This is a genomic window from Mesorhizobium australicum, assembly GCF_900177325.1.
Lineage (GTDB): Bacteria > Pseudomonadota > Alphaproteobacteria > Rhizobiales > Rhizobiaceae > Mesorhizobium_A > Mesorhizobium_A australicum_A.
Genome location: NZ_FXBL01000004.1, coordinates 595,994 through 615,029, shown reverse-complemented (window position 1 = coordinate 615,029; position 19,036 = coordinate 595,994). Strand labels below are relative to the sequence as shown.

Genomic DNA, 19,036 nt, shown 5'->3' with positions numbered 1-19,036 from the left:
GAGATGGCAAACGAAAAGGAAGTCGCACTCGTCACCGGCGCCGGTCGCGGCATCGGTCTTGCGACGACGAAGCGCCTGTTGGAGGACGGGTTCCATGTCGTCATGGTCGATCTCGCCGACGAGCCGCTGGCGACGAATGCCGCCGCGCTCAAGGCAGCGAGCAATTCCGTCGAGCATCATGCGCTGTCGATCACCGACCGGCCGGCGGTGGCGAAGCTGATCGCCTCCCTCCCCCGCCTGGACGTGCTGGTGAATAACGCGGCGGTGTTCTGGGACGGCAAGTTTGATGCCGTCACCGAGGACGACTTCCGCCAGATGTACGACGTCAACGTCGTCGGCACCTTCGTGATGGCGCAAGAGGCGGCCAAGGTGATGAAACGCGGCGCCCGCATCGTCAACGTTGCCTCCCGCGCCTATCTCGCCGGCTATGCGCACTCGCCCTACATCACCTCGAAAGCCGGCGCCGTCGGCCTCACGCGCGGCATGGCGATCGACCTCGCCGAGAAGGGCATCTTCGTTAATGCGATCGCGCCGGGGCTGATCGAGACGGACATGTTCCGCTCGCTGACGCCGGAGCGCCAGGCCGAACTGATCGCCAAGCAGCCGACCAAGGAGGTCGGCCAGCCCGAGGACATCGCCAACGGCATCGCTTTCTTCGCCAGCCCGCGCACGCGCAACGTCACCGGCCAGATCCTGACGCTGGACGGCGGCCGGTCGATGGGGATTTCGATCTACTGAACTGTTCAGGCGGCGTCGGGCAGAACGAGCCGCTTCAGCCCTTTCGTGATCTCGGGAGCGCGCTCGCGGACACGCGCGGCGTCATAGGCCGCCTGAAGCCGCAGCCAAGCTTCCGCACTGCTGCCGATGACCGTCTCGAGCCGGAGAGCCATCTCCGGCGAGACTGAGCTCGTGCCGTTGACGACCCTGTTGAGGGCGGACCTTGTCACTCCGAGCGCTTCCGCGGCCTTGGCCACGGAGAGCCCCAGTTCCTCCATCGCTCCTTTTACAAGCCGGCCCGGGTGGGGAGGAGACTTCATCGTCATGGCGTACCTCAGTGGTAATCGGTGAGGTCGAGATCGCTCGCCTCTCCGTTCTCGAAACGAAATACGATCCGCCAGTTCGCGCGAACGGTGACGGCCCATTGGCCCCTCCGGTCGCCCGTGAGGGGATGCAGACGGAAATGCGGAAGGTCCACGTCACGGATATCGGCGGCGACGTCAAGCACACCGAGGATTTCCTCGATGCGTCTAACCATCTCCGCAGCCAGCTTGCTGCGATCCCCATCGGCATAGAGGCGCTTGAGCCCCTTGTGCCTGATGGAGCGGATCATGGCCAAGATGTAGCATGTAGCGCTACGCGATACAATGAGATACCAACAAAAACAGGGGCGAGCAGCGATGCTCGCCCCTGGCGCTTGGGAGGCGCTGTTGGGTCAGGCGGCTTCGTGCGTGTCGACGCCGAGATAGAACTTCTGAATGTCCTGGTCCGCCGAGAGCTTTTCCGTCGTGCCTTCGAGCACGGTGCGGCCGCTTTCGATCACATAGCCATACGAGGCATATTTCAGCGCGATCACGGCGTTCTGCTCCACCAGCAGCATCGAAACGCCCTTCTCGCGGTTGATGCGCGCGATGATCTCGAAGATCTCCTTCACGATCAGCGGCGCGAGACCCAGCGACGGTTCGTCGAGCAGGATCATCTCCGGGTCCGCCACCAGCGCGCGGCCGATGGCCAGCATCTGCTGCTCGCCGCCGGAAAGATAGCCGGCTGCCTGGCCGCGGCGCTGCGACAGGATCGGGAAATAGTTGTAGACCTCGTCGAAGGCCTCCTTGCGCGAGCGCGGCTTGCGCTGCGCGAAGGTCGCGGCGACGAGGTTCTCCTCCACGGTCATCTCGGAGAAGACGTGCCGTCCCTCCCGCACCTGGAAGATGCCGCGCCGCACGATCTGGTGCGGCGCGAGCCTGAGCAGGTCCTGCCCGCCGATCGTGATTGATCCGCGGGTGACGCGGCCGTTCTCGAGCGGCAGGAAACCGGAGATCGCCTTGAGCGTCGTCGTCTTGCCGGCGCCGTTGGCACCGAGCAGCGTGACGATCGCACCCTCCTGAACCGTGAGGCTCAGGCTGGTCAGAGCCTGGATCACGCCCTGGTAGACGACTTCGAGATCCTTGACTTCGAGAGCGGCCGCCATCGGATCAGACCCTCATCCAGTCGGTCACCTGTTCCATGTCCCAGTTGTTCGCCGCCGAATAGCGGATGATGCGGCCGAGGCCGATCTGCTGGTTCTGGATGGTCACCGGCACGTCGATCAGGCCGCCCGTATCCCAGTCCTTCACGGTGCGGAGCGCCGCGGCGAGGTTGTCGCCGTTGATCTCCTGGCCGGCGTCGATGACGATCTCGAAGGCGCGCGTCGCCATCATGCTGCTGATCCAGGCGTCGAGGAAGCCGAGACGGACATAGCCTTTCCAGTTCGGGTCCTTGGCCTTGAGGATGCCGCCGATGGTTTCCATCGTCTTCCCGGCCGGCTTGTTGGTGTCGTCGTTCCACACCTTGATGCCAATCAGGCCTTCGGCGACGTCCGGCATCGCCACCACCTTCTCGCGCTCGCTCTGCCAGATCGTGCCGAGGAAGACGACATCATCCATGCCGTAGTCGCGCACGAGGCGGACGATCTCCGGCCACACAGCGAAGGAATAACCGTGGTGGATGACATGGGTCGGCTGCGCCTGGCGGATGGCCAATGCGAAGGCCGACACGTCGGTCTCGACGAACTTCGTCTGCTGGACGAGGACCACCTCGATCCCGTTCTCCTTTGCATATGCGACCGCGTTCTCGATGCCGTCGCGGCCCATGCCCGTCGAGGAATGGACGATCGCAAGCTTGGCCGGGTTCGAACCCTTCGAGGTCTTGATGTAGTCGACCAGCATCTTGAGCTGGGCGCCGTAGGTCGCGCCCGGCACGAAGTGGTAGGGGTAGTTCTTTTCGTCCGCCAGTTCGGAGGCGAAGGAGCCGGAGGTCATGAAGATCTTGTTGGTCGAGTTGTTCTCCGGCGAGATCGCCTGGATCATGCCGGTCGATTCACCGAACATGTAGTCGACGCGTCCGGCGGCCAGCGCCTTCTTCAGGTTCGCGACGGCGACGTCCACCTTGAAGGTCGTGTCGTTGACCGTCAGGTTGATCTTGCGGCCGCGGATGCCGCCCTGCTCGTTGATCCACTTGGCATATTCGGTGAAACCCTCGCCCTGGAACTTGCCGCCCTCGGCCGCCGGGCCGGTCAGGTCGCAGTGGATGCTCCAGTTGAGGTCACCCGCCGACTGGGCGCGCAGGATGTTGATGTTGAAGCCGCTGACGGCGCCAGCCGCCGCGGTGGCGCCGGCCGCCTTCAGGAATTTGCGTCTGCTGAACATAGTCTCCTCCACGTTCTGCGATCGGATCGATCGCGGTTGCGTCCCGCGCCGGCCCGCGGCCGGCGAAGTCCCTCAGCCGGACTTGCCGGATGAAAACTTTTGTCTTGCCCGCTTCCAGAGCTGGGCGAGGCCGCGCGGCTCGAGGATCAGGAAGGCCACCATCAGCAGGCCGAAGATCGTCTCGCGCAGCGGGGTCAGAACGGTGCCGAGGTCGACCTTCAGGATCTCGCCGAACAGCAGCGAACTCTCGCGCAGGATCTCGGGCAGAAGCGTCATGAACGCCGCGCCCAGGATCGCGCCGAGGATCGAGCCCATGCCGCCGACGATGACTGCCGACAGGAAGAACACCGACAGGAGCAGGCCGAACTGCTCGGGGTTCACGAACTGGTTGAAATAGGCGAGCAGGCCGCCCGCCACGCCGGCATAGAACGAGCCGAGCGCGAAGGCGATCAGCTTGTAGGTGACGATCTCGACGCCCAGCACCTGCGCCGTCAGGTCGCGTTCGCGGATCGCGATGAAGGCGCGGCCGACGCGCGACTTGATGACGTTGCGCGCGAAAATGGTCAGGAACACCACCGCGGCAAGGATGAGGTAGTAGATGCGCGTCTCGTTGTTGAGCGGATAGCCGAACACGGTCGCCGGCCGCACCGGCAGGCCGACGTCGCCATTGGTCACCGACTGCCAGTGCACGAAGACGAAGGTCAGGATGAACTGCGCGGCCAGCGTCGCGATCACCAGGTAGAGCCCCCTGATGCGCAGCGACGGCAAGCCGAAGGCCACGCCGATCACCGCCGCCGAGACGCCGGCCATCGGCACGGTGATCCAGAACGGCAGGCCGAAATAGGTCTGCAGGATTGCCACCGTATAGGCGCCCACGCCGACGAACGCCGCATGGCCGAGCGACAACAGGCCCGTATAGCCCATCATGATGTTCAGGCCGTGCGTGGCGATGATGTTGATGCCCAGGAGGCCGGCGAAATAGATCCAGTAGCGCGGCGCGACCAGCGGCAGCGCCAGCAGGGCGGCGATCAGCAGGCCGTTCCAGATCCAGGTGCCGGTCGAGGCGCCGGACGGCAGGGAAACGCGCGAGGTGTCCACGGTCGATACCATCAGATCCTCTCGATTTCCTTGGTGCCGAACAGGCCGGTGGGCCGCACGAGCAGCACGACGAGCGCCAGGATGTAGGGCGTGATCTCGCGGAACTCGGTGGGCAGGAACAAGCCGGTGACCGCCTCCAGCCAGCCGATGATGAAGCCTGCGATCAGCACGCCGCCGATCGAGTTCATGCCGCCGAGAATGACGACCGCCAGCACATTGAGCGCGACGAGGCCGAGATGCGGCGTGAGCGTATTGACGTTGGCCATCAGCACGCCGCTGATGCAGCCGGTGATCGCCGCCAGCACCCAGGTAAAGGAAATGATGCGGCGCACGTCCATGCCCATCGAGTAGGCGGTCACCGCGTCCGCCGCCGCCGCGCGCAGCGCCACGCCGGCGCGCGAGTAGCGCAGATAGGCAATGAGACCCACGACGATGACCACCGCGATGGCGAAGGCCCGCGCCGTCTTGCCGGGCACGAAGATGTCGCCGAGCATTACCGGCGAACGCGACAGGATCGCCGGGATCTGCAGGTCGTTCGGTCCCCATATCATGCCGACGATGCCGCGGATGATCGAGCCGATGCCGAACGTCACCATCACCACCGCGATGAACGGACGGCCGAGCATCGGCCGGATCGCCACGCGTTCGATCACGAGCGCGACGACGATCGAGCAGATCAGCGCCACGATCATGCCGAGCACGGGTCCGAGCGCGAAGGTGACGGCGGCGGCGTAGAAGAAATAGGCCGACAGCATCATCATCTCGCCCATCGCAAAGTTGAACGTCCGCGACGACTTGAAGATGAGGATGATGCCGAGCGCGATGAGCGCATAGATGCCGCCGGCCGCGATGCCGACGATGGAGTATTCGATGAACTGCTGCAGCGGGCTCATGGTCTACCTCACGCCGCAGTCCTGGCGGGCTCGTCGGCGCCGCCGAGATAGGCCTTGATCACATCCGGGTTGGCGCGGACCTCGTCCGGTGTGCCCGAGGCGATCGGCTTGCCGAAGGACAGCACGACGACATGGTCGGAGATACCCATCACCATGCTCATGTCGTGCTCGATCAGCAGCACGGTCGTGTTCCAGTCCTTCTTCACGCCGAGCACGAAACGGCTCATCTCGCGCTTCTCCTCGCGGTTCATGCCGGCCACCGGCTCGTCGAGCAGCAGGATCTTCGGCTTCATGACGAGGGCGCGGGCGAGTTCCACCCGCTTCTGCAGGCCGTAGGCGAGATCCTCGACGTGATGATGCTGCACGTGGTCGAGTTCGAGCAGGCCGACCACCTCGCGCTGGATCTCCTCGTCGAGCTTCGCCTCCTCGTTGCGGGTCAGCGGCAGGCGCAGGCCGGCGGAGATCACGCCGCTCCTGAGGTTGGTGTGGGCGCCGAGCTTGATGTTGTCGAGCACGGTCATGCCGTGGAACAGCGCGATGTTCTGGAAGGTGCGCGACATGCCGCGATAGGCGCGCGCATGCGGCTTGAGCGGCGAGATGTCCTCGCCGTCGAGCGTCACCTTGCCGCTCTGCGGCCGGTAGAAACCTGAGATGACGTTGAACAGGCTGGTCTTGCCCGCCCCGTTGGGTCCGATCACCGCCGTGATCTTGCCCTTGTCGGCGTGGACGCTGACGCCCGACAGCGCCTTGACGCCGCCGAATGCAAGCTGGATGTCGTCGACGTGCAGCATGATCAGAGCGTGCCCTCAGGGCGCGCGACATCGATCAGTGAGCCTGCTGGGTACATCGGTTTTTCCTCCCGCCCCTCGGTTCGACCTGTTGCCGTCCGGAGCATTTTCAAAACTCTAACACTTGTTCGAAAGTTTGTCACCATCGTTCTCGGAATTTCGTCAAATGCCAATCAAGTGTTTGAAAATACACATATAAGAAGCGAACATGTGTTCGAAATTGCAGTCCGCTCACATCCCTTTGATCGGGCTTCCGAGGCCATCGATGGCCCCCTTCCGCGCCGATATCCCCGACGTGCCGCGAGGCGAACCGGCGCGTGTCTTTCCCCCGCGGGAAACGTAGACCTCCACTCGAAGCGCCATCGACCCGGGCAGGGAAAAATTCTACGCTTGCCTCACTAGGATTCTAACGTTGGTTAGATTATAGGATGCATCGCTGCGCGGTCAATTCCCAGGACCACGGCGACCTCCGAGACAGGGTCGCGCCGCCGCGCAGCCAGGGAGAGAGAACATGGCCGACGCCAGACCGAAACGCCTCCGCCGCTGCCAGCTCGCAGTGCCGGGCTCCAGCGACAAGATGATGGCCAAGGCCGCCGCGATGGAGGTCGACCACGTCTTCCTCGATCTCGAGGACGCTGTCGCGCCCGGCGCGAAGGTCGGCGCGCGCGCCCAGATCGTCAACGCCCTCAACACGCTCGACTTCGGCAGCTCCGTGCGCTGCGTCCGCATCAACGACCTCGACACGCACTACGCCTACGAGGACGTCATCACCGTCGTGGAAGGCGCCGGACAGAACGTCGACACCATCCTGGTGCCGAAGGTCCGCACCGCCTGCGACGTGCGCTTCGTCGACCGCCTGCTCTCCCAGATCGAAGGCAAGCTCGGGCTGACGCGCCGCATCGGCATCGAGGTGCTGATCGAGGAGGCCGAGGCGATCATGCGTGTCGAGGAGATCGCGGGCGCGTCCGACCGGCTGGAGGCGCTGATCTTCGGCATGGGCGACTATTCCGCCTCGCAGGGCATAGATCCGCGCGCCATCGCCGGCGATTCCGGCTATCCCGGCGATATCTGGCACTATGCCCGCTACAAGATGATCGTCGCCGCCCGCACCTACGGCCTCGACGCCGTCGACGGGCCGTTCGTGAACTTCAAGGACGGCGACTGGTTTCGCACCGAATGCATCCGCGCCCAGCAGCTCGGCGCCGTCGGCAAGTGGGCGATCCATCCCAGCCAGGTGGCGATCGCGCAGGAGGTGTTCAGCCCGTCGCAGGCCGAGGTCGACCGCGCCTACAAGGCCGTCGCCGCCTATCGCGAGGCGCAGGCGCAGGGCCTCGGCGCCATCCAGGTCGACGGCCAGATGGTCGACGTCGCCACGGTGCGACTCGTCCAGCGCGTCATCGACCGGGCCGAGCTCGCCGGCATGAAGCCCTCGGCCGGACTCTGACCGATGGCCAAGTCTTCCACCGGCAATTTCTTCGAGGATTTCCGCCTCGGCCAGGAGATCGTCCACGCCGTGCCGCGCACGGTCACGACCGGCGACGTGTCCCTCTACTCGGCCCTCTACGGAATGCGCTTCGCGGTCCAGTCGTCGGGCGCCTTCGCGCAGTCGCTCGGGCTGAGGCGCGCGCCGATCGACAACCTGCTCCTGTTCCACGTCATCTTCGGCAAGACCGTGCCCGACATCTCGCTCAACGCGGTCGCCAATCTCGGCTATGCCGAGTGCCGCTTCCTCGAACAGGCATGGCCGGGCGACAGTTTCACCGCGCGCTCGACGGTCATCGGCCTTCGCGAGAACGCCAACGGCAAGACGGGCATCGTCTATGTCCGCTCGACGGGCTACGACTCGTCCGGTAAGCCAGTGCTTACCTTCGTCCGCTGGGTGATGGTCAACAAGCGAGACCAGTCCGCGCCGGCACCGGAAGTCGTCATCCCGCAGACCGCGGCCGCGGTTTCCGGAAGCGATCTCGTCATTCCCGAAGGCCTGGACTTCTCCGCCTACGACCCGGCGCTTGCCGGCAGCCCGTTCCTGTTCGACGACTACCAGGTCGGCGAGAAGATCGACCATATCGACGGCATGACGATCGAGGAGGCCGAGCACCAGATCGCCACGCGCCTCTACCAGAACACCGCCAAGGGCCATTTCGACGGCCTGGCGCAGAAGTCGAGCCGCTTCGGCCGGCGCATCGTCTATGGCGGCCACGTCATCTCGCTGGCGCGCGGGCTCTCCTTCAATGGGCTGGCCAACGCGCCGTTCATCGCGGCGATCAATGGTGGCCGGCACGTCAATCCGGTCGCGGGCGGCGATACGGTCTACGCATGGTCAGAGATAATCGACCGCCACGCCTTCGAGCATCGGACCGACGTCGGGGCGCTGCGCGTCCGCACCATCGCCACCAGGGACCTGCCCTGCGCCGCGCATCCGGCGCCCGGCAGCGACGCGGAGCCCTCGGTCCTGCTCGATCTCGACTATTGGGTGCTTGTCCCGCGCGGAGCGGGCTGAGGGGAGGCAGGATGCTGGCAAAGCGTGGCAAGCTCGAATTTCCCTGGGCGGACACGCCTCCGCCCGGCGAGGCGCGCGAGGTCGCGCCCGGCCTTTTCTGGGCGCGGCTGCCGCTGCCGTTCCGCCTCAACCACGTCAATGTCTGGCTGCTGGAGGAGGACGACGGCTGGACGGTCATCGACACCGGCTGCGCCACGCCCGAGATCATCGCCGCCTGGGAAGCACTGCTCGCAGGGCCGATGCGCGGCAGGCCGGTGCGCCGGGTGGTCGCCACCCACGGCCATGTCGACCATATCGGTCTCTCCGGCTGGATGGTGTCGCGCTTCGACGCCGACTATGTCGGCACCTTCGCCGAATGGATGTGGGCCCGCGTCAGCCACATGCACGACGTGCCGGGCTCGAACGATGCGCATCACTACTACCTCGTGCGCAACGGCTTCGACGATGCGGTGGCGCAGAAGCTGGTGAAGAGCCGGCACCGTTTCATCAACCTGTCGTCGCCGATACCTGGATGGATCACCGAGATCCGCGACGGCGAGACCGTCCGCCTCGGCGGCCGGTCCTGGCGGGTCATCGTCACGCGCGGCCACGCCTTCGAACACGCCTCCTTCCTCGACGAGGAGGCCAATATCCTGATCGCCGGCGACCACCTCCTGCCGAAGATCACGCCGGTCATCGCCGTCTACGAGATGATGCCGAAGGCCGATCCGCTTGGCGACTATCTCGAGTCCTTCCCCAGTTTCTCCGACGTGCGGCCGGACGCGCTGGTGCTGCCGTCGCACGACACGCCCTATTACGGCATCTCCGAACGCATCCTCGAACTGCGCGAGCATCACGACAAGCGCCTGGCCGCCACGGTCGAGTTCCTGCGAACACCGCGCGTGCCGCTCGATCTCTCGAAGTCGATGTTCCCGCACATCGAGGGACCGGACAATATGGGCTTCGCGCTCGGCGAGACGCTGGCGCACGTGAACCACCTCGTCCGGCTCGGAGCCGTCGCCGACGTGTCCGCCGGCAGCGGGACGGCGCTCTACCAGGCACTCCGGTAGAAATCCCCGCTCCGCCGCAGTGAAAGCGGGGATTTCAGCCTACCAAACGGTCGGTTGCCGTTGACCGGCGAGCGTGCGGCTGTCATCAAGGGCTGCCTGAAACCGGAGACGGACCTTGCCAGCGCAGACCGCGAAGAAGCCTGAGCCCGTGGAGCGCCAGCCGTCCGCTGCGGCCGGACGCTTCGGAGATGGCGGACGCTACTCCGAGATCCTCGCGCACGCGGCCAAGCTGTTCGCGTCCGGCGGCTTCGCCGGCGCCTCGATGCAGGACCTCGCCTCGGCCGTCGGCATCACCAAGGCATCGCTCTACCATTTCTTCAAGGACAAGGAGGAGATCCACTCCTCCGTCGTGCTGATCGCGCTGGAGCGCCTGAGCTGGCTGGTCGACGAGCGCGTCGCCGCCCGCGCGACGGCCACCGACAGGGTCGACGCCTTCTGCCGCGCCCATGCGGAGTTCCTGGCGAGCGACGGCGATTTCTACATCTCGGCCGCGATGGGCTACAAGTCGATCACCGATCCCGAGGTGAAGCGCAAGGCGCGCGCGCTGCGCACCGGCTACGAGCAGAAGCTGCGCGACATCATCCAGGCCGGCATCGACGCCGGCGAGTTCCGGCCCCTCGACACGCTGCTCGGCGCGCGCGCCATCATCTCCTGCCTCAACTGGATGGCGCGCTGGTGGAAGCCCGGCGGCCCGCAGAGCGCGGAGGAGATCGCCTCCGCCTATGCCGCCCTGATCATCCGCGGCTTCCTGCCGGATAAATGACCATGGCCGACCCTGCGGACCGCGATCCCGATTCCGTGCCCGACTACATGGCGCTCGCCCGCCTTGGCGGCCAGGGCCATGTGGTCATCGGCGCCGGGCGCGGCATCGGCCGGCAATGCGCGCATGCCCTGTCGCAGGCCGGCGCGCGCGTCGTCTGCGTCGACATGGACCTTTCGCGCGCCAAAACAGTCGCGGCCGAGCTTAACGGCGTCGCCATGAGCGCCGACGTGACGAAGCGCGCCGAGGTCGAGCGCCTGATCGATCAGGCCCGCCGCGAGCTGGGCAGGATAGACGGCATCGTCAACATCGTCGGCGCCTCGCTCGGCTCCACCGTCCTCGACGCCACGGACGAGCTGATCGACCGGAACCTCGACATCAATCTCAGGCACGCCATCCTGACGGTGCAGGTTGGCGCGCGGCTGATGGCCGAGAACGGCGGCGGCTGCGTCACGCTCGTCGGCTCCATCGCCGGCATCTCGGCGCTGCCGAAGCAGGCCCTCTACGGCGCGGCGAAGGCGGCGCTGCATCACTTCGTCCGCTCGTCGGCCGCCGAGCTCGGCCATCTCGGCGTGCGCGTCAACGCCGTCGCGCCGGGCTATGTGCGCACGCCGCGCATGCTCGACCGGTTCGACGACGACAAATGGGACGAGATCGAGGATGCCACGCCGCTGCAGCGCTCTGGCGTGCCGTCGGACATCGCCTCGGTCGCGCTGTTCCTCGCATCGGGCTGGGGCTCGTTCCTCACCGGACAGGTCATCCTCGCCGACGGCGGCCTCACCGCGCCGATCCGCGCCATGCGCGCCTCCTCGGCGGCGCAGATATCCGGCCGACTTCTGAACACCTGATAGAATTTCTTGCCGGCGCGGTTGACTCCGGTTTCTAACTGCTGTTCTATTTTACCTACCGAATGGTCGGTTGCCATTCGCCGGGGAGGAGCCCGCGTGACATTGACCACCGCCCGGATGCCGCGATCGGCGTTCGACAGCAGGACTGGTGCATGACGCCGCGCGAGATCATGCGCGCCGCGACCGGTGCGGCGAACGAGGCAGCGCCGCTGCTGTGGACGCATCTGCGGCGCGCCGCGGCGGAGGCGGAGGCGGGCGGCCGCACCGCCGTCGTTCACGGCGCGACGCGCCTCTCCTATGCCGATCTCGCCGCGCGCGCCGAGGCGCTCGCGGCGGCCCTCCTCGCGACGGGCGTGAAAACCGGCGACGTCGTCTCCTACCAGTTGCCCAACGGCATCGAGGCTATCCTGGTCGCGCTCGCCGCGCTGCGCATCGGCGCGGTCGCCAACCCGGTCATCCCGATCTATCGCCGCAAGGAGGTCTCCTTCATCGTCGCGCAGGCAAGGCCCGCGATCGTCTTCGCATCCGCCTCCTATCGCGGCTTCGCGCATGCGCGGATGATGGTCGAGCTGGCCGGACCGTCCGCGACGATCGTGTCCTGCGGCGGCCCGCGCGACGGCGCGGTCGCGTTAGAGGACTTCCTTTCGCCGCATCTCGGCAGCCATGCCGCCGCGCCCGACGCGCATCCCGATGCGGACGCGCTGCTGCTCTACACCTCCGGCACCGAGGGCGATCCCTGTTCGGCGTCAGCGGTAATGGGACCAAACAGGCTTAACTGGGAGCGGAAGATTTCTGGTTCATCGTAGCCCTTCAAAGGAGCGAAGATGAGACAGAAATCCGGGACGGGGAAAGCGCCTGCGGAGCAGGTCATCAAGGACATCCGCCGTGCGACCCGCAAGCACTATGGAGCGGAGGAGAAGATCCGCATTGTGCTGGAAGGCCTTCGCGGCGAGGAATCGATCGCGGCGCTTTGCCGGCGCGAGGGGATCGCCGAGAGCCTGTATTACAACTGGTCGAAGGAATTCCTGGAAGCCGGCAAGAAGCGGCTGGCCGGAGACACGGCGCGTGCCGCCACCAGCGACGAGGTGAAGATGCTGCGCAAGGAGACGCGCGATCTCAAGGAAGTCGTCGCCGAGCAGGCGCTGGAACTGCGGATACTTAAAAAAAGCATGATCGCGGATGGGGGCGACGACGAATGAGATATCCCGCATCCGAGAAGCTGGAGATCATCCGGCTGGTCGAGAACTCTCACCTGTCGGCGCGGCGCACATTGCAGAAGCTCGGCATTCCCCGGTCGACGTTCAATCGCTGGTATGATCGCTATGTCACCGGCGGCGTCGATGCGCTGGAAGATCGCAGACCCCGACCCAACCGGGTCTGGAACCGCATTCCTGAGGAAACGCGCGACCAGATCATCGAACTGGCGCTGAATGAGCCGGAGTTGTCGCCCCGGGAACTGGCGGTCACCTTCACCGACACGAAGGGCTACTTCGTCTCGGAATCCTCGGTCTATCGCCTGCTCAAGGCCCATGACCTGATCACCAGCCCAGCCTTCATCGTCATCAAGACCGCCGACGAGTTCCACGACAAGACCACAGCGCCCAACCAGCTCTGGCAGACCGACTTCACATATCTGAAGGTCATCGGCTGGGTTGGTTCTATCTGTCGACCGTGCTCGACGACTTCTCCCGATACATCATCGCCTGGAAGCTGTGCACCACGATGAAGGCCGGGGACGTCACCGACACGCTGACCATGGCGCTGCAAGCGTCCGGCTGTGACAGCGCCAAGGTCATGCAGCGGCCGCGGCTGTTGTCCGACAACGGCCCGTCATACGTCTCGTCCGACCTTGCCGAATGGCTCTCCGACAAGGGCATGGATCACACCCGCGGTGCACCCTGTCATCCCCAGACCCAGGGCAAGATCGAGCGCTGGCACCAGACGCTCAAGAACCGCATCCTGCTCGAAAACTACTTCCTGCCGGGCGATCTCGAGCGGCAGATTGCCGGCTTCGTCGATCATTACAACTACCGTCGATACCACGAGAGCATCGGCAATCTCACACCCGCCGACGTCTACTTCGGGCGCGGCGACATCATCATCCTGGAAAGGGAAAGGATCAAACGCGAAACCATCAGACACCGCCACTTGCTTCACCGAGAAGCAGTCGCCTAATATCAAAACCCTGATGGACCAGAGCCTCCGTTAGCTCAAACCGCCAATTGTCCCAAAATCCCTGACGACGGACATGCCGACCTGCGCCGGCTGGAGCAGCGCATCGACCAGGTAACGAGAGAGATCGCCGCGATTGCGGACCGGGAAGATGTTGCCCGCCGGCTCATGACGATCCCCGGAATCGGGACACTGGGCGCTACCGCCGTTCTTGCGGCCGTCGGCAACGGACGCCAGTTCCAGAAGGCCCGCGATCTGGTTGCCTGGCTGGGTCTTGTTCCGCGGGAACACTCCACCGGAGGCAAGCAGAAGCTCCTCGGCATCAGCAAACGCGGGAACCGCTACGTCCGCAAGCTTCTCGTTCATGGCGCGCGATCCTGCTTCCGACATCTTGATCGAACCCGGGATCGCCTTGGAAGCTGGCTCAACGGGCTGCAGAGCCGAATGCATCCGAACAAGGCCGTTGTCGCACTCGCCGCCAAGATGGCGCGCATTGTCTGGGTTGTCCTGACCAAGCCAGGAGCACTCTACGAACGCAGGGATCCTGCATTCGCCTGAAGCTTCCGGCTCGATTGCAAGGCTCGGGAACAGCGATGACGAAACAGTGGATCCGCATGCCGTAAGCGCTGTGCAAAAAAGCGGGCTTCGTGCCCGAACCATTTATTGGGAACGGCGTGCGCGGATCTCATCATGGCCTGGCTGCAACAGCAGTCCACTCGCGAGAGGCCGGATACATTTATGCAACTGGAATCGTCGTCGACGATGTCGCGAACCCTTGCACGGACGGGGCGGACCATACATTCTTTCCCACGAGATCCTTCAGCGCCGCATTGTCGAGCATGGCGTCGGCCAGCAGACGCTTCAGCCGCGTGTTCTCGTCCTCCAGCGCCTTCAGGCGCCGCGCCTCCGAGACGTCCATCCCGCCAAAGCGAGCCTTCCAGTTGTAAATCGAGGCGTCGCTGACCCCGTGCTTGCGGCACAGGTCGGCGACCGAAACCCCGGCCTCGTGTTCCTTCAAAAATCCCGATGACCTGCTCTTCAGAGAAGCGGCTGCGCTTCATGTCCTGGTCCCCTCAATGGGCCAAAACGAACTTCAATCCGGATTAGATCGAGGGGGCAACGTCACAGGTCACGCGCGGCTCGAATAGCCGGAACGGCTTAAATGCCGGGCGGCCGGATGCCCATGGGGCGGATGCACGTGGCCAAGAGCCTCGCACATAAGGCGATTACCATCAGGGCCCGCTGCGACAACGGCTGCCGCTTCAGGAGCGTGTCGAAGCGGTCGCCGAAGCACCTGAGCAAACGATGGCCGCTGAGCTTTCTATCCCGCAATATAAACGCTTTTTGCGTAGAGGTAGGCATCGATGTGGTTTCGGCTGCCCTTGACGCCGTAGCCGCTCATCTTGATGCCACCGAAGCCGACATTCGGGTCGACCATACCGTAGCAGTTGACCCAGACCGTGCCCGAGTGGAGGCCGTGCACCATCTTCAATGCGGTTGACATGTCGCGGGACCAGACTGCGCCACCCAGACCATACTCGGTGTCGTTTGCCATGGTCAGCACGTCTTCGGCGGTGTCGAAGGGAATGACCGAGATAACAGGACCAAAAATCTCCTCGCGCGCGATGCGCATAGAGTTGGTGACGTCAGTGAAGATGGTGGGTTCGACAAAGTAACCCGACGAAAGGTCTCCGCCCACTCGGGCGCCGCCGCTAGCGAGCTTGGCGCCTTCGCCGGGCGCGCCTTCGACATAGCCGAGCACCCGGTCAAGCTGCTTCTGCGAGATCAGCGGGCCGAGTTGGACATTGGCGTCGAGCGGATCGCCCACCCGCAGGGTCTTGGAAAACTCCGCCAGCCGCGCCGTGAACTCCTCCTGGATGGACCTTTGGACGAACAGGCGCGTGCCAGCGTAGCAGACCTGGCCGGAATTGGTGAAGACGGCCATAGCCGCGCCGGGCACGGCCTTGTCCAGATCGGCGTCGGCGAAGACAATATCAGGCGACTTGCCGCCAAGCTCAAGCTGAAGCTTCTTCATGTTGACCGCCGACGCCTCGACGATCTTGCGACCTGTCACCGTGGAGCCGGTGAAGGCGACACGATCGACGTCGGGATGCCGCGCCAGCGCCTCGCCAGCCTCCGCGCCGAAACCGGTGACCACGTTGACCACACCTTCGGGCATGCCGGCCTCATGCAGCAGCTCGACGACACGCAGCACGCTGAGCGAGGCGTCTTCGGCCGGCTTCATGACCACGGTGCAGCCGGTCGCGAGCGCAGCACCGAGAATCCACCACTGGCTGATGAGCGGGCCGTTCCATGGGATAATGCCGCCGACGACGCCGACCGGCGCCTTGATGGTCATGGTCGTGACATTGCCGGGGAGGGAGTTGCCGAGCGTTTCGCCCGACGCGCCCATGGTCTGGCTGGAGAAATACATGATCATCTGAAGGATCGGACCCTTCAGGTTCTTTGTCCTGCTGAGCGGAGCGCCCATATCGAGCGTCTCGATCATCGCCAGTTCGTCGAAATTGGCTTCGATCAGGTCGCGTATCTTCACTAGCAAGGATTGTCGCTGGTAGGGCGTCCAGCGGCTCCAAGGGCCCTCAAAAGCTGCGCGAGCGACACGAACGGCCGCGTCCACGTCTGCAGCGCTGCCTTCCGACAACTGGGTGAGGCGCTTGCCATTGGCCGGATTGAATGTGTCGAAGACCCTGCCCGACTGGGACGGCACCTGACGTCCGCCGATGAGGTGGCCCTTGGCCTTGCCGTCCGACAGAAAACCCACGGCCTCGATCTCGCGAATTGGTTGAGTCACGATCTAATCTCCCGAAATATGTTGAGGGGCGCGCGTCGCCCGAATTTCTGCAGCCACCTTGCGCAGTTCGTCCATTGGCGCGTCGAAAAGGTTGTGCAAGCGGACAAAGCCATGCGCCAGGCCATCGAGCCGGCGCAGCGTGACCGGAACGCCCGCATCGCGAAGCTTCTGTGCATAGGCTTCGCCCTCATCGCACAGAACATCATATTCCGCAGTGGCGATGATCGCCGGCGGCATGTCGGCAAGATTGTTCGACTTCAGCGGCGATATATCCGGCGATGCCCAGAGGTTCGACGGCGCATAGTGTTTGAAGAACCAGCGCATGTCGCGGCCGGTGAGCGGAAGGCCTTTGCCATGCGCCGCATAGGACCCGGTGCCGAAATCGCAGTCGGTGACGGGGTAGTAGAGAACCTGCAGCGCGACCTCTTTTCGGCGCGCGACCTTGCCGAGCGCGACGGTCGCGAGATTTGCGCCTGCGCTATCGCCGGCCACGACCAACGGGCGGTTGACCGTCATGCCGGGCACGGTGCCGTCGATGCAGGCGGTGATGGCGTCAACACAATCATCGAGACCGGCGGGAAAGGGATGTTCGGGCGCGAGCGCGTAGTCGAGCAGGAGGACGGCGAAGTTCGTCTCGGCCGCGAGCGTGCGCGCATAGGTGTCGTAGTCATCCAGCGCGCCGAGCACCCAGCCGCCGCCGTGCAGATAGAGGATCAGACCGTCGGGTATGGCAGACGGATAGAACAGGCGCCCCGGCGTTCTGCGCCGGCGTGAGGGGACAGTGACGTCGTTCACGTGGTGCATGCCCGGTCCACGACCAAGACCGGCGCGGCCTGCCGCGACCATCAGTCGACCGTCCTCGGGGGTTCCGGCCGATAGGGCGGGGCGTCCAGCGAGCTTCTGCAGAAGCTCGATCATGAACGGGTGCAGCGGCATGTCAGTCTCCTCCTCCGCAATGTAAAATAGTTTGCATGTCAGACAAGTCAAATGGTTTGACCAAAACAGAATCGATTGTTATGACGCGATGCTCGTTGAATGGGAGGCAGGATATGAGGCAAGGCGAAGCTGCAAAGACCCAGCCGGGTGATGGGACGCTGCACGTCCTCGTGATCGGCGCTGGCTTTGGCGGGCTTTACATGCTGCATAGGCTGCGTAAGGCCGGCTTCAAGGCTCACGCATATGAAGCGGCCGACAATGTCGGCGGCACGTGGTACTGGAATCGCTATCCCGGCGCGCGCTGCGATGTCGAAAGCATGCAGTATTCCTATTCCTTCGACGAAGAGCTTCAGCAGGAGTGGAACTGGAGCGAGCGCTTTGCGACGCAGCCAGAAATCCTGCGCTACATCAATCACGTCGCAGACCGCTTCGACCTGCGTCGGGACATTACCTTCAACACCCGGATCGTTGCGGCGCGTTTTGACGATGCATCGAACCGCTGGGAGGTCGAGACCGACAAGGGCGAGCTTCTCCATGCGCAGTATGTCGTGTCGGCTGCCGGTTGCCTGTCGACGCCGCGGCTGCCCGATCTCCCGGGGCTCGGCAATTTCAAGGGCAAGTTCTACCACACCGGAGACTGGCCGCGTGAGGGCGTCGACTTCACCGGGCTGCGCGTGGCGCTCATCGGGACCGGGTCGTCCGGCATCCAGGCGATCCCCGAAATCGCCAAGCAGGCGAAACAGCTGACCGTTTTTCAGCGGACGCCGAATTTCTCGCTGCCGGCCCGCAATGCGCCGCTGACCGACGCGCAGATTCATCACTGGAAATCGCAATATGCACAGCTGCGCAAATATGCGCGCGAAGAGACCCGGTCTGGCACGATCTATGACTTCCCGGTGAAGTCGGCATTGGATGCGTCCGATGAGGAGCGGACCGGCGAATACGAGGCGCGCTGGCAAAAGGGCGGCGCCAATTTCATGCATTCCTACAACGATCTCGCGATCAGTGAAGCCGCCAACACGACGGCGGCCGATTTCGTGCGCGCGAAAATTCGCGAGACCGTGAAAGACCCCGCCGTGGCGGAGGCGCTGTCTCCCTATGACTATCCGATCTTCACCAAGCGCATCTGCGTCGATACCGAGTATTTCGAGACCTACAACAGGGATAATGTCGAGCTCGTCGATCTGCGCAAGAAGCCGCTCGACACAATCACGGCCACGGGCATCCACACGGCCGATGGCGAGCGGGACTTCGATGCGATCGTCTTCGCCACCGGCTTTGATGCCATCACAGGCGCGCTGACGTCGATCGACATTGTCGGGCTTGGCGGCCGCACACTGAAGGACAAATGGTCTGAGGGACCGCGCGCATATCTAGGCCTGATCAGCCAGGGTTTCCCTAACCTGTTCATGATGACTGGTCCCGGCAGCCCCTCGGTGCTGTCCAACGTGATCGTCTCGATCGAGCAGCATGTCGATTTCATCAGCGATTGTCTCGAGCATATGAGAAGAGCCGGCATCGACCGGATCGACGCCTCGCAGGAGGCCGAGAACGAATGGGTGGCGCATGTCAACGAGGTCGCCAGCCAGACGCTCTACCCGCGCGCGGCCTCGTGGTATATGGGCGCCAACATTCCGGGCAAGCCGCGCGTGTTCATGCCGTATATCGGCGTCAATGTTTATCGCGAGAAATGCGATGAGATTGTGCGTGACGGCTATCGCGGGTTTGTCCTGCGCGATGAGCGCGCCGCCGCGAGCGTCCAGCCCGCAGCGGAATAAG

Annotated in this window: 17 protein-coding genes and 3 pseudogenes; 10 read left to right on the top strand and 10 right to left on the bottom strand. The window is 64.4% G+C overall.

Going from position 1 to position 19,036, the window contains the following annotated elements; translation table 11 throughout:
• Window positions 1-3: 3 nt before the first annotated feature.
• Window positions 4-738 (top strand): SDR family NAD(P)-dependent oxidoreductase, encoded by a 735-nt coding sequence (locus tag B9Z03_RS05350; protein WP_085463236.1) that lies wholly within the window; start codon window positions 4-6, stop codon window positions 736-738.
• 5 nt (window positions 739-743) lie between these two features.
• On the opposite strand, the gene B9Z03_RS05345 is transcribed toward B9Z03_RS05350, so the two are convergent.
• The 7 genes from B9Z03_RS05345 to B9Z03_RS05315 all read right to left on the bottom strand — a co-directional run bounded on the left by B9Z03_RS05345 (window position 744) and on the right by B9Z03_RS05315 (window position 6,183).
• Window positions 744-1,043 (bottom strand): HigA family addiction module antitoxin, encoded by a 300-nt coding sequence (locus B9Z03_RS05345; protein WP_085463235.1) that lies wholly within the window; start codon window positions 1,041-1,043, stop codon window positions 744-746.
• An 8-nt stretch (window positions 1,044-1,051) separates the two neighbouring features.
• Window positions 1,052-1,330 (bottom strand): type II toxin-antitoxin system RelE/ParE family toxin, encoded by a 279-nt coding sequence (locus B9Z03_RS05340; protein WP_085463234.1) that lies wholly within the window; start codon window positions 1,328-1,330, stop codon window positions 1,052-1,054.
• A 102-nt stretch (window positions 1,331-1,432) separates the two neighbouring features.
• Window positions 1,433-2,185: an ABC transporter ATP-binding protein gene (locus B9Z03_RS05335; RefSeq protein WP_085463233.1), complete on the bottom strand. Its 753-nt coding sequence runs from the start codon at window positions 2,183-2,185 to the stop codon at window positions 1,433-1,435.
• A gap of 4 nt (window positions 2,186-2,189) precedes the next feature.
• Window positions 2,190-3,401 (bottom strand): ABC transporter substrate-binding protein, encoded by a 1,212-nt coding sequence (locus tag B9Z03_RS05330; protein WP_085467510.1) that lies wholly within the window; start codon window positions 3,399-3,401, stop codon window positions 2,190-2,192.
• Window positions 3,402-3,473: 72 nt separating this feature from the next.
• Window positions 3,474-4,511 carry a branched-chain amino acid ABC transporter permease gene (locus tag B9Z03_RS05325; protein ID WP_085463232.1) on the bottom strand — a complete coding sequence of 346 codons (1,038 nt, stop codon included), beginning with the start codon at window positions 4,509-4,511 and terminating at the stop codon, window positions 3,474-3,476.
• The gene (locus B9Z03_RS05320) at window positions 4,511-5,392 is read right to left on the bottom strand and encodes a branched-chain amino acid ABC transporter permease (protein ID WP_085463231.1); all 882 of its coding nucleotides are present in this window, start codon (window positions 5,390-5,392) and stop codon (window positions 4,511-4,513) included. The genes B9Z03_RS05325 and B9Z03_RS05320 overlap by 1 nt, the downstream gene beginning before the upstream one ends.
• Window positions 5,393-5,400: 8 nt before the next feature.
• Window positions 5,401-6,183, bottom strand: a complete 783-nt coding sequence (locus B9Z03_RS05315; protein WP_085463230.1) for an ABC transporter ATP-binding protein — start codon at window positions 6,181-6,183, stop codon at window positions 5,401-5,403.
• Window positions 6,184-6,691: 508 nt separating this feature from the next.
• Here B9Z03_RS05315 and B9Z03_RS05310 point away from each other — a divergent pair.
• The 8 genes and pseudogenes from B9Z03_RS05310 to B9Z03_RS05275 all read left to right on the top strand — a co-directional run.
• Window positions 6,692-7,624 (top strand): HpcH/HpaI aldolase/citrate lyase family protein, encoded by a 933-nt coding sequence (locus tag B9Z03_RS05310; protein WP_085463229.1) that lies wholly within the window; start codon window positions 6,692-6,694, stop codon window positions 7,622-7,624.
• A gap of 3 nt (window positions 7,625-7,627) precedes the next feature.
• Window positions 7,628-8,680, top strand: a complete 1,053-nt coding sequence (locus B9Z03_RS05305) for a MaoC family dehydratase (RefSeq protein WP_085463228.1) — start codon at window positions 7,628-7,630, stop codon at window positions 8,678-8,680.
• An 11-nt stretch (window positions 8,681-8,691) separates the two neighbouring features.
• Window positions 8,692-9,729 (top strand): MBL fold metallo-hydrolase, encoded by a 1,038-nt coding sequence (locus B9Z03_RS05300; protein ID WP_085463227.1) that lies wholly within the window; start codon window positions 8,692-8,694, stop codon window positions 9,727-9,729.
• A gap of 115 nt (window positions 9,730-9,844) precedes the next feature.
• On the top strand, window positions 9,845-10,492 hold the full coding sequence (locus tag B9Z03_RS05295; RefSeq protein ID WP_085463226.1) for a TetR/AcrR family transcriptional regulator: 648 nt from the start codon (window positions 9,845-9,847) through the stop codon (window positions 10,490-10,492).
• A gap of 2 nt (window positions 10,493-10,494) precedes the next feature.
• Entirely contained in the window at window positions 10,495-11,337 is an 843-nt protein-coding gene (locus tag B9Z03_RS05290; RefSeq protein ID WP_176247439.1) for an SDR family NAD(P)-dependent oxidoreductase, read from the top strand.
• Window positions 11,338-11,489: 152 nt separating this feature from the next.
• Window positions 11,490-12,143, top strand: a complete 654-nt coding sequence (locus B9Z03_RS05285) for an AMP-binding protein (protein ID WP_176247438.1) — start codon at window positions 11,490-11,492, stop codon at window positions 12,141-12,143.
• An 18-nt stretch (window positions 12,144-12,161) separates the two neighbouring features.
• A pseudogene (locus B9Z03_RS05280) lies at window positions 12,162-13,512 on the top strand (IS3 family transposase).
• Window positions 13,513-13,587: 75 nt separating this feature from the next.
• Window positions 13,588-14,067, top strand: a pseudogene (locus B9Z03_RS05275) (IS110 family transposase); the annotation flags it as partial.
• A 238-nt stretch (window positions 14,068-14,305) separates the two neighbouring features.
• Here the strand turns inward: B9Z03_RS05275 and B9Z03_RS05270 are convergent.
• The 3 genes and pseudogenes from B9Z03_RS05270 to B9Z03_RS05260 form a co-directional block, all read right to left on the bottom strand.
• Window positions 14,306-14,570: pseudogene (locus tag B9Z03_RS05270) on the bottom strand (transposase); the annotation flags it as partial.
• A gap of 260 nt (window positions 14,571-14,830) precedes the next feature.
• Entirely contained in the window at window positions 14,831-16,321 is a 1,491-nt protein-coding gene (locus tag B9Z03_RS05265) for an aldehyde dehydrogenase family protein (protein WP_210191345.1), read from the bottom strand.
• Window positions 16,322-16,324: 3 nt separating this feature from the next.
• Complete coding sequence (locus B9Z03_RS05260) at window positions 16,325-17,257, bottom strand: alpha/beta hydrolase (protein ID WP_085463223.1); 933 nt, start codon at window positions 17,255-17,257, stop codon at window positions 16,325-16,327.
• A gap of 113 nt (window positions 17,258-17,370) precedes the next feature.
• Here B9Z03_RS05260 and B9Z03_RS05255 point away from each other — a divergent pair, with 113 nt between their 5' ends.
• Window positions 17,371-19,035 (top strand): flavin-containing monooxygenase, encoded by a 1,665-nt coding sequence (locus B9Z03_RS05255; protein WP_085463222.1) that lies wholly within the window; start codon window positions 17,371-17,373, stop codon window positions 19,033-19,035.
• The last annotated feature ends 1 nt before the right edge of the window (window position 19,036 follow it).

Bases quoted from the DNA above. Each gene is read 5' to 3' on its own strand.
- B9Z03_RS05350 (WP_085463236.1), top strand. From the start codon at position 4: ATGGCAAACGAAAAGGAAGTCGCACTCGTCACCGGCGCCGGTCGCGGC.
- B9Z03_RS05345 (WP_085463235.1), bottom strand. From the start codon at position 1,043: ATGACGATGAAGTCTCCTCCCCACCCGGGCCGGCTTGTAAAAGGAGCG.
- B9Z03_RS05340 (WP_085463234.1), bottom strand. From the start codon at position 1,330: ATGATCCGCTCCATCAGGCACAAGGGGCTCAAGCGCCTCTATGCCGAT.
- B9Z03_RS05335 (WP_085463233.1), bottom strand. From the start codon at position 2,185: ATGGCGGCCGCTCTCGAAGTCAAGGATCTCGAAGTCGTCTACCAGGGC.
- B9Z03_RS05330 (WP_085467510.1), bottom strand. From the start codon at position 3,401: ATGTTCAGCAGACGCAAATTCCTGAAGGCGGCCGGCGCCACCGCGGCG.
- B9Z03_RS05325 (WP_085463232.1), bottom strand. From the start codon at position 4,511: ATGGTATCGACCGTGGACACCTCGCGCGTTTCCCTGCCGTCCGGCGCC.
- B9Z03_RS05320 (WP_085463231.1), bottom strand. From the start codon at position 5,392: ATGAGCCCGCTGCAGCAGTTCATCGAATACTCCATCGTCGGCATCGCG.
- B9Z03_RS05315 (WP_085463230.1), bottom strand. From the start codon at position 6,183: ATGCTGCACGTCGACGACATCCAGCTTGCATTCGGCGGCGTCAAGGCG.
- B9Z03_RS05310 (WP_085463229.1), top strand. From the start codon at position 6,692: ATGGCCGACGCCAGACCGAAACGCCTCCGCCGCTGCCAGCTCGCAGTG.
- B9Z03_RS05305 (WP_085463228.1), top strand. From the start codon at position 7,628: ATGGCCAAGTCTTCCACCGGCAATTTCTTCGAGGATTTCCGCCTCGGC.
- B9Z03_RS05300 (WP_085463227.1), top strand. From the start codon at position 8,692: ATGCTGGCAAAGCGTGGCAAGCTCGAATTTCCCTGGGCGGACACGCCT.
- B9Z03_RS05290 (WP_176247439.1), top strand. From the start codon at position 10,495: ATGGCCGACCCTGCGGACCGCGATCCCGATTCCGTGCCCGACTACATG.
- B9Z03_RS05285 (WP_176247438.1), top strand. From the start codon at position 11,490: ATGACGCCGCGCGAGATCATGCGCGCCGCGACCGGTGCGGCGAACGAG.
- B9Z03_RS05260 (WP_085463223.1), bottom strand. From the start codon at position 17,257: ATGCCGCTGCACCCGTTCATGATCGAGCTTCTGCAGAAGCTCGCTGGA.
- B9Z03_RS05255 (WP_085463222.1), top strand. From the start codon at position 17,371: ATGAGGCAAGGCGAAGCTGCAAAGACCCAGCCGGGTGATGGGACGCTG.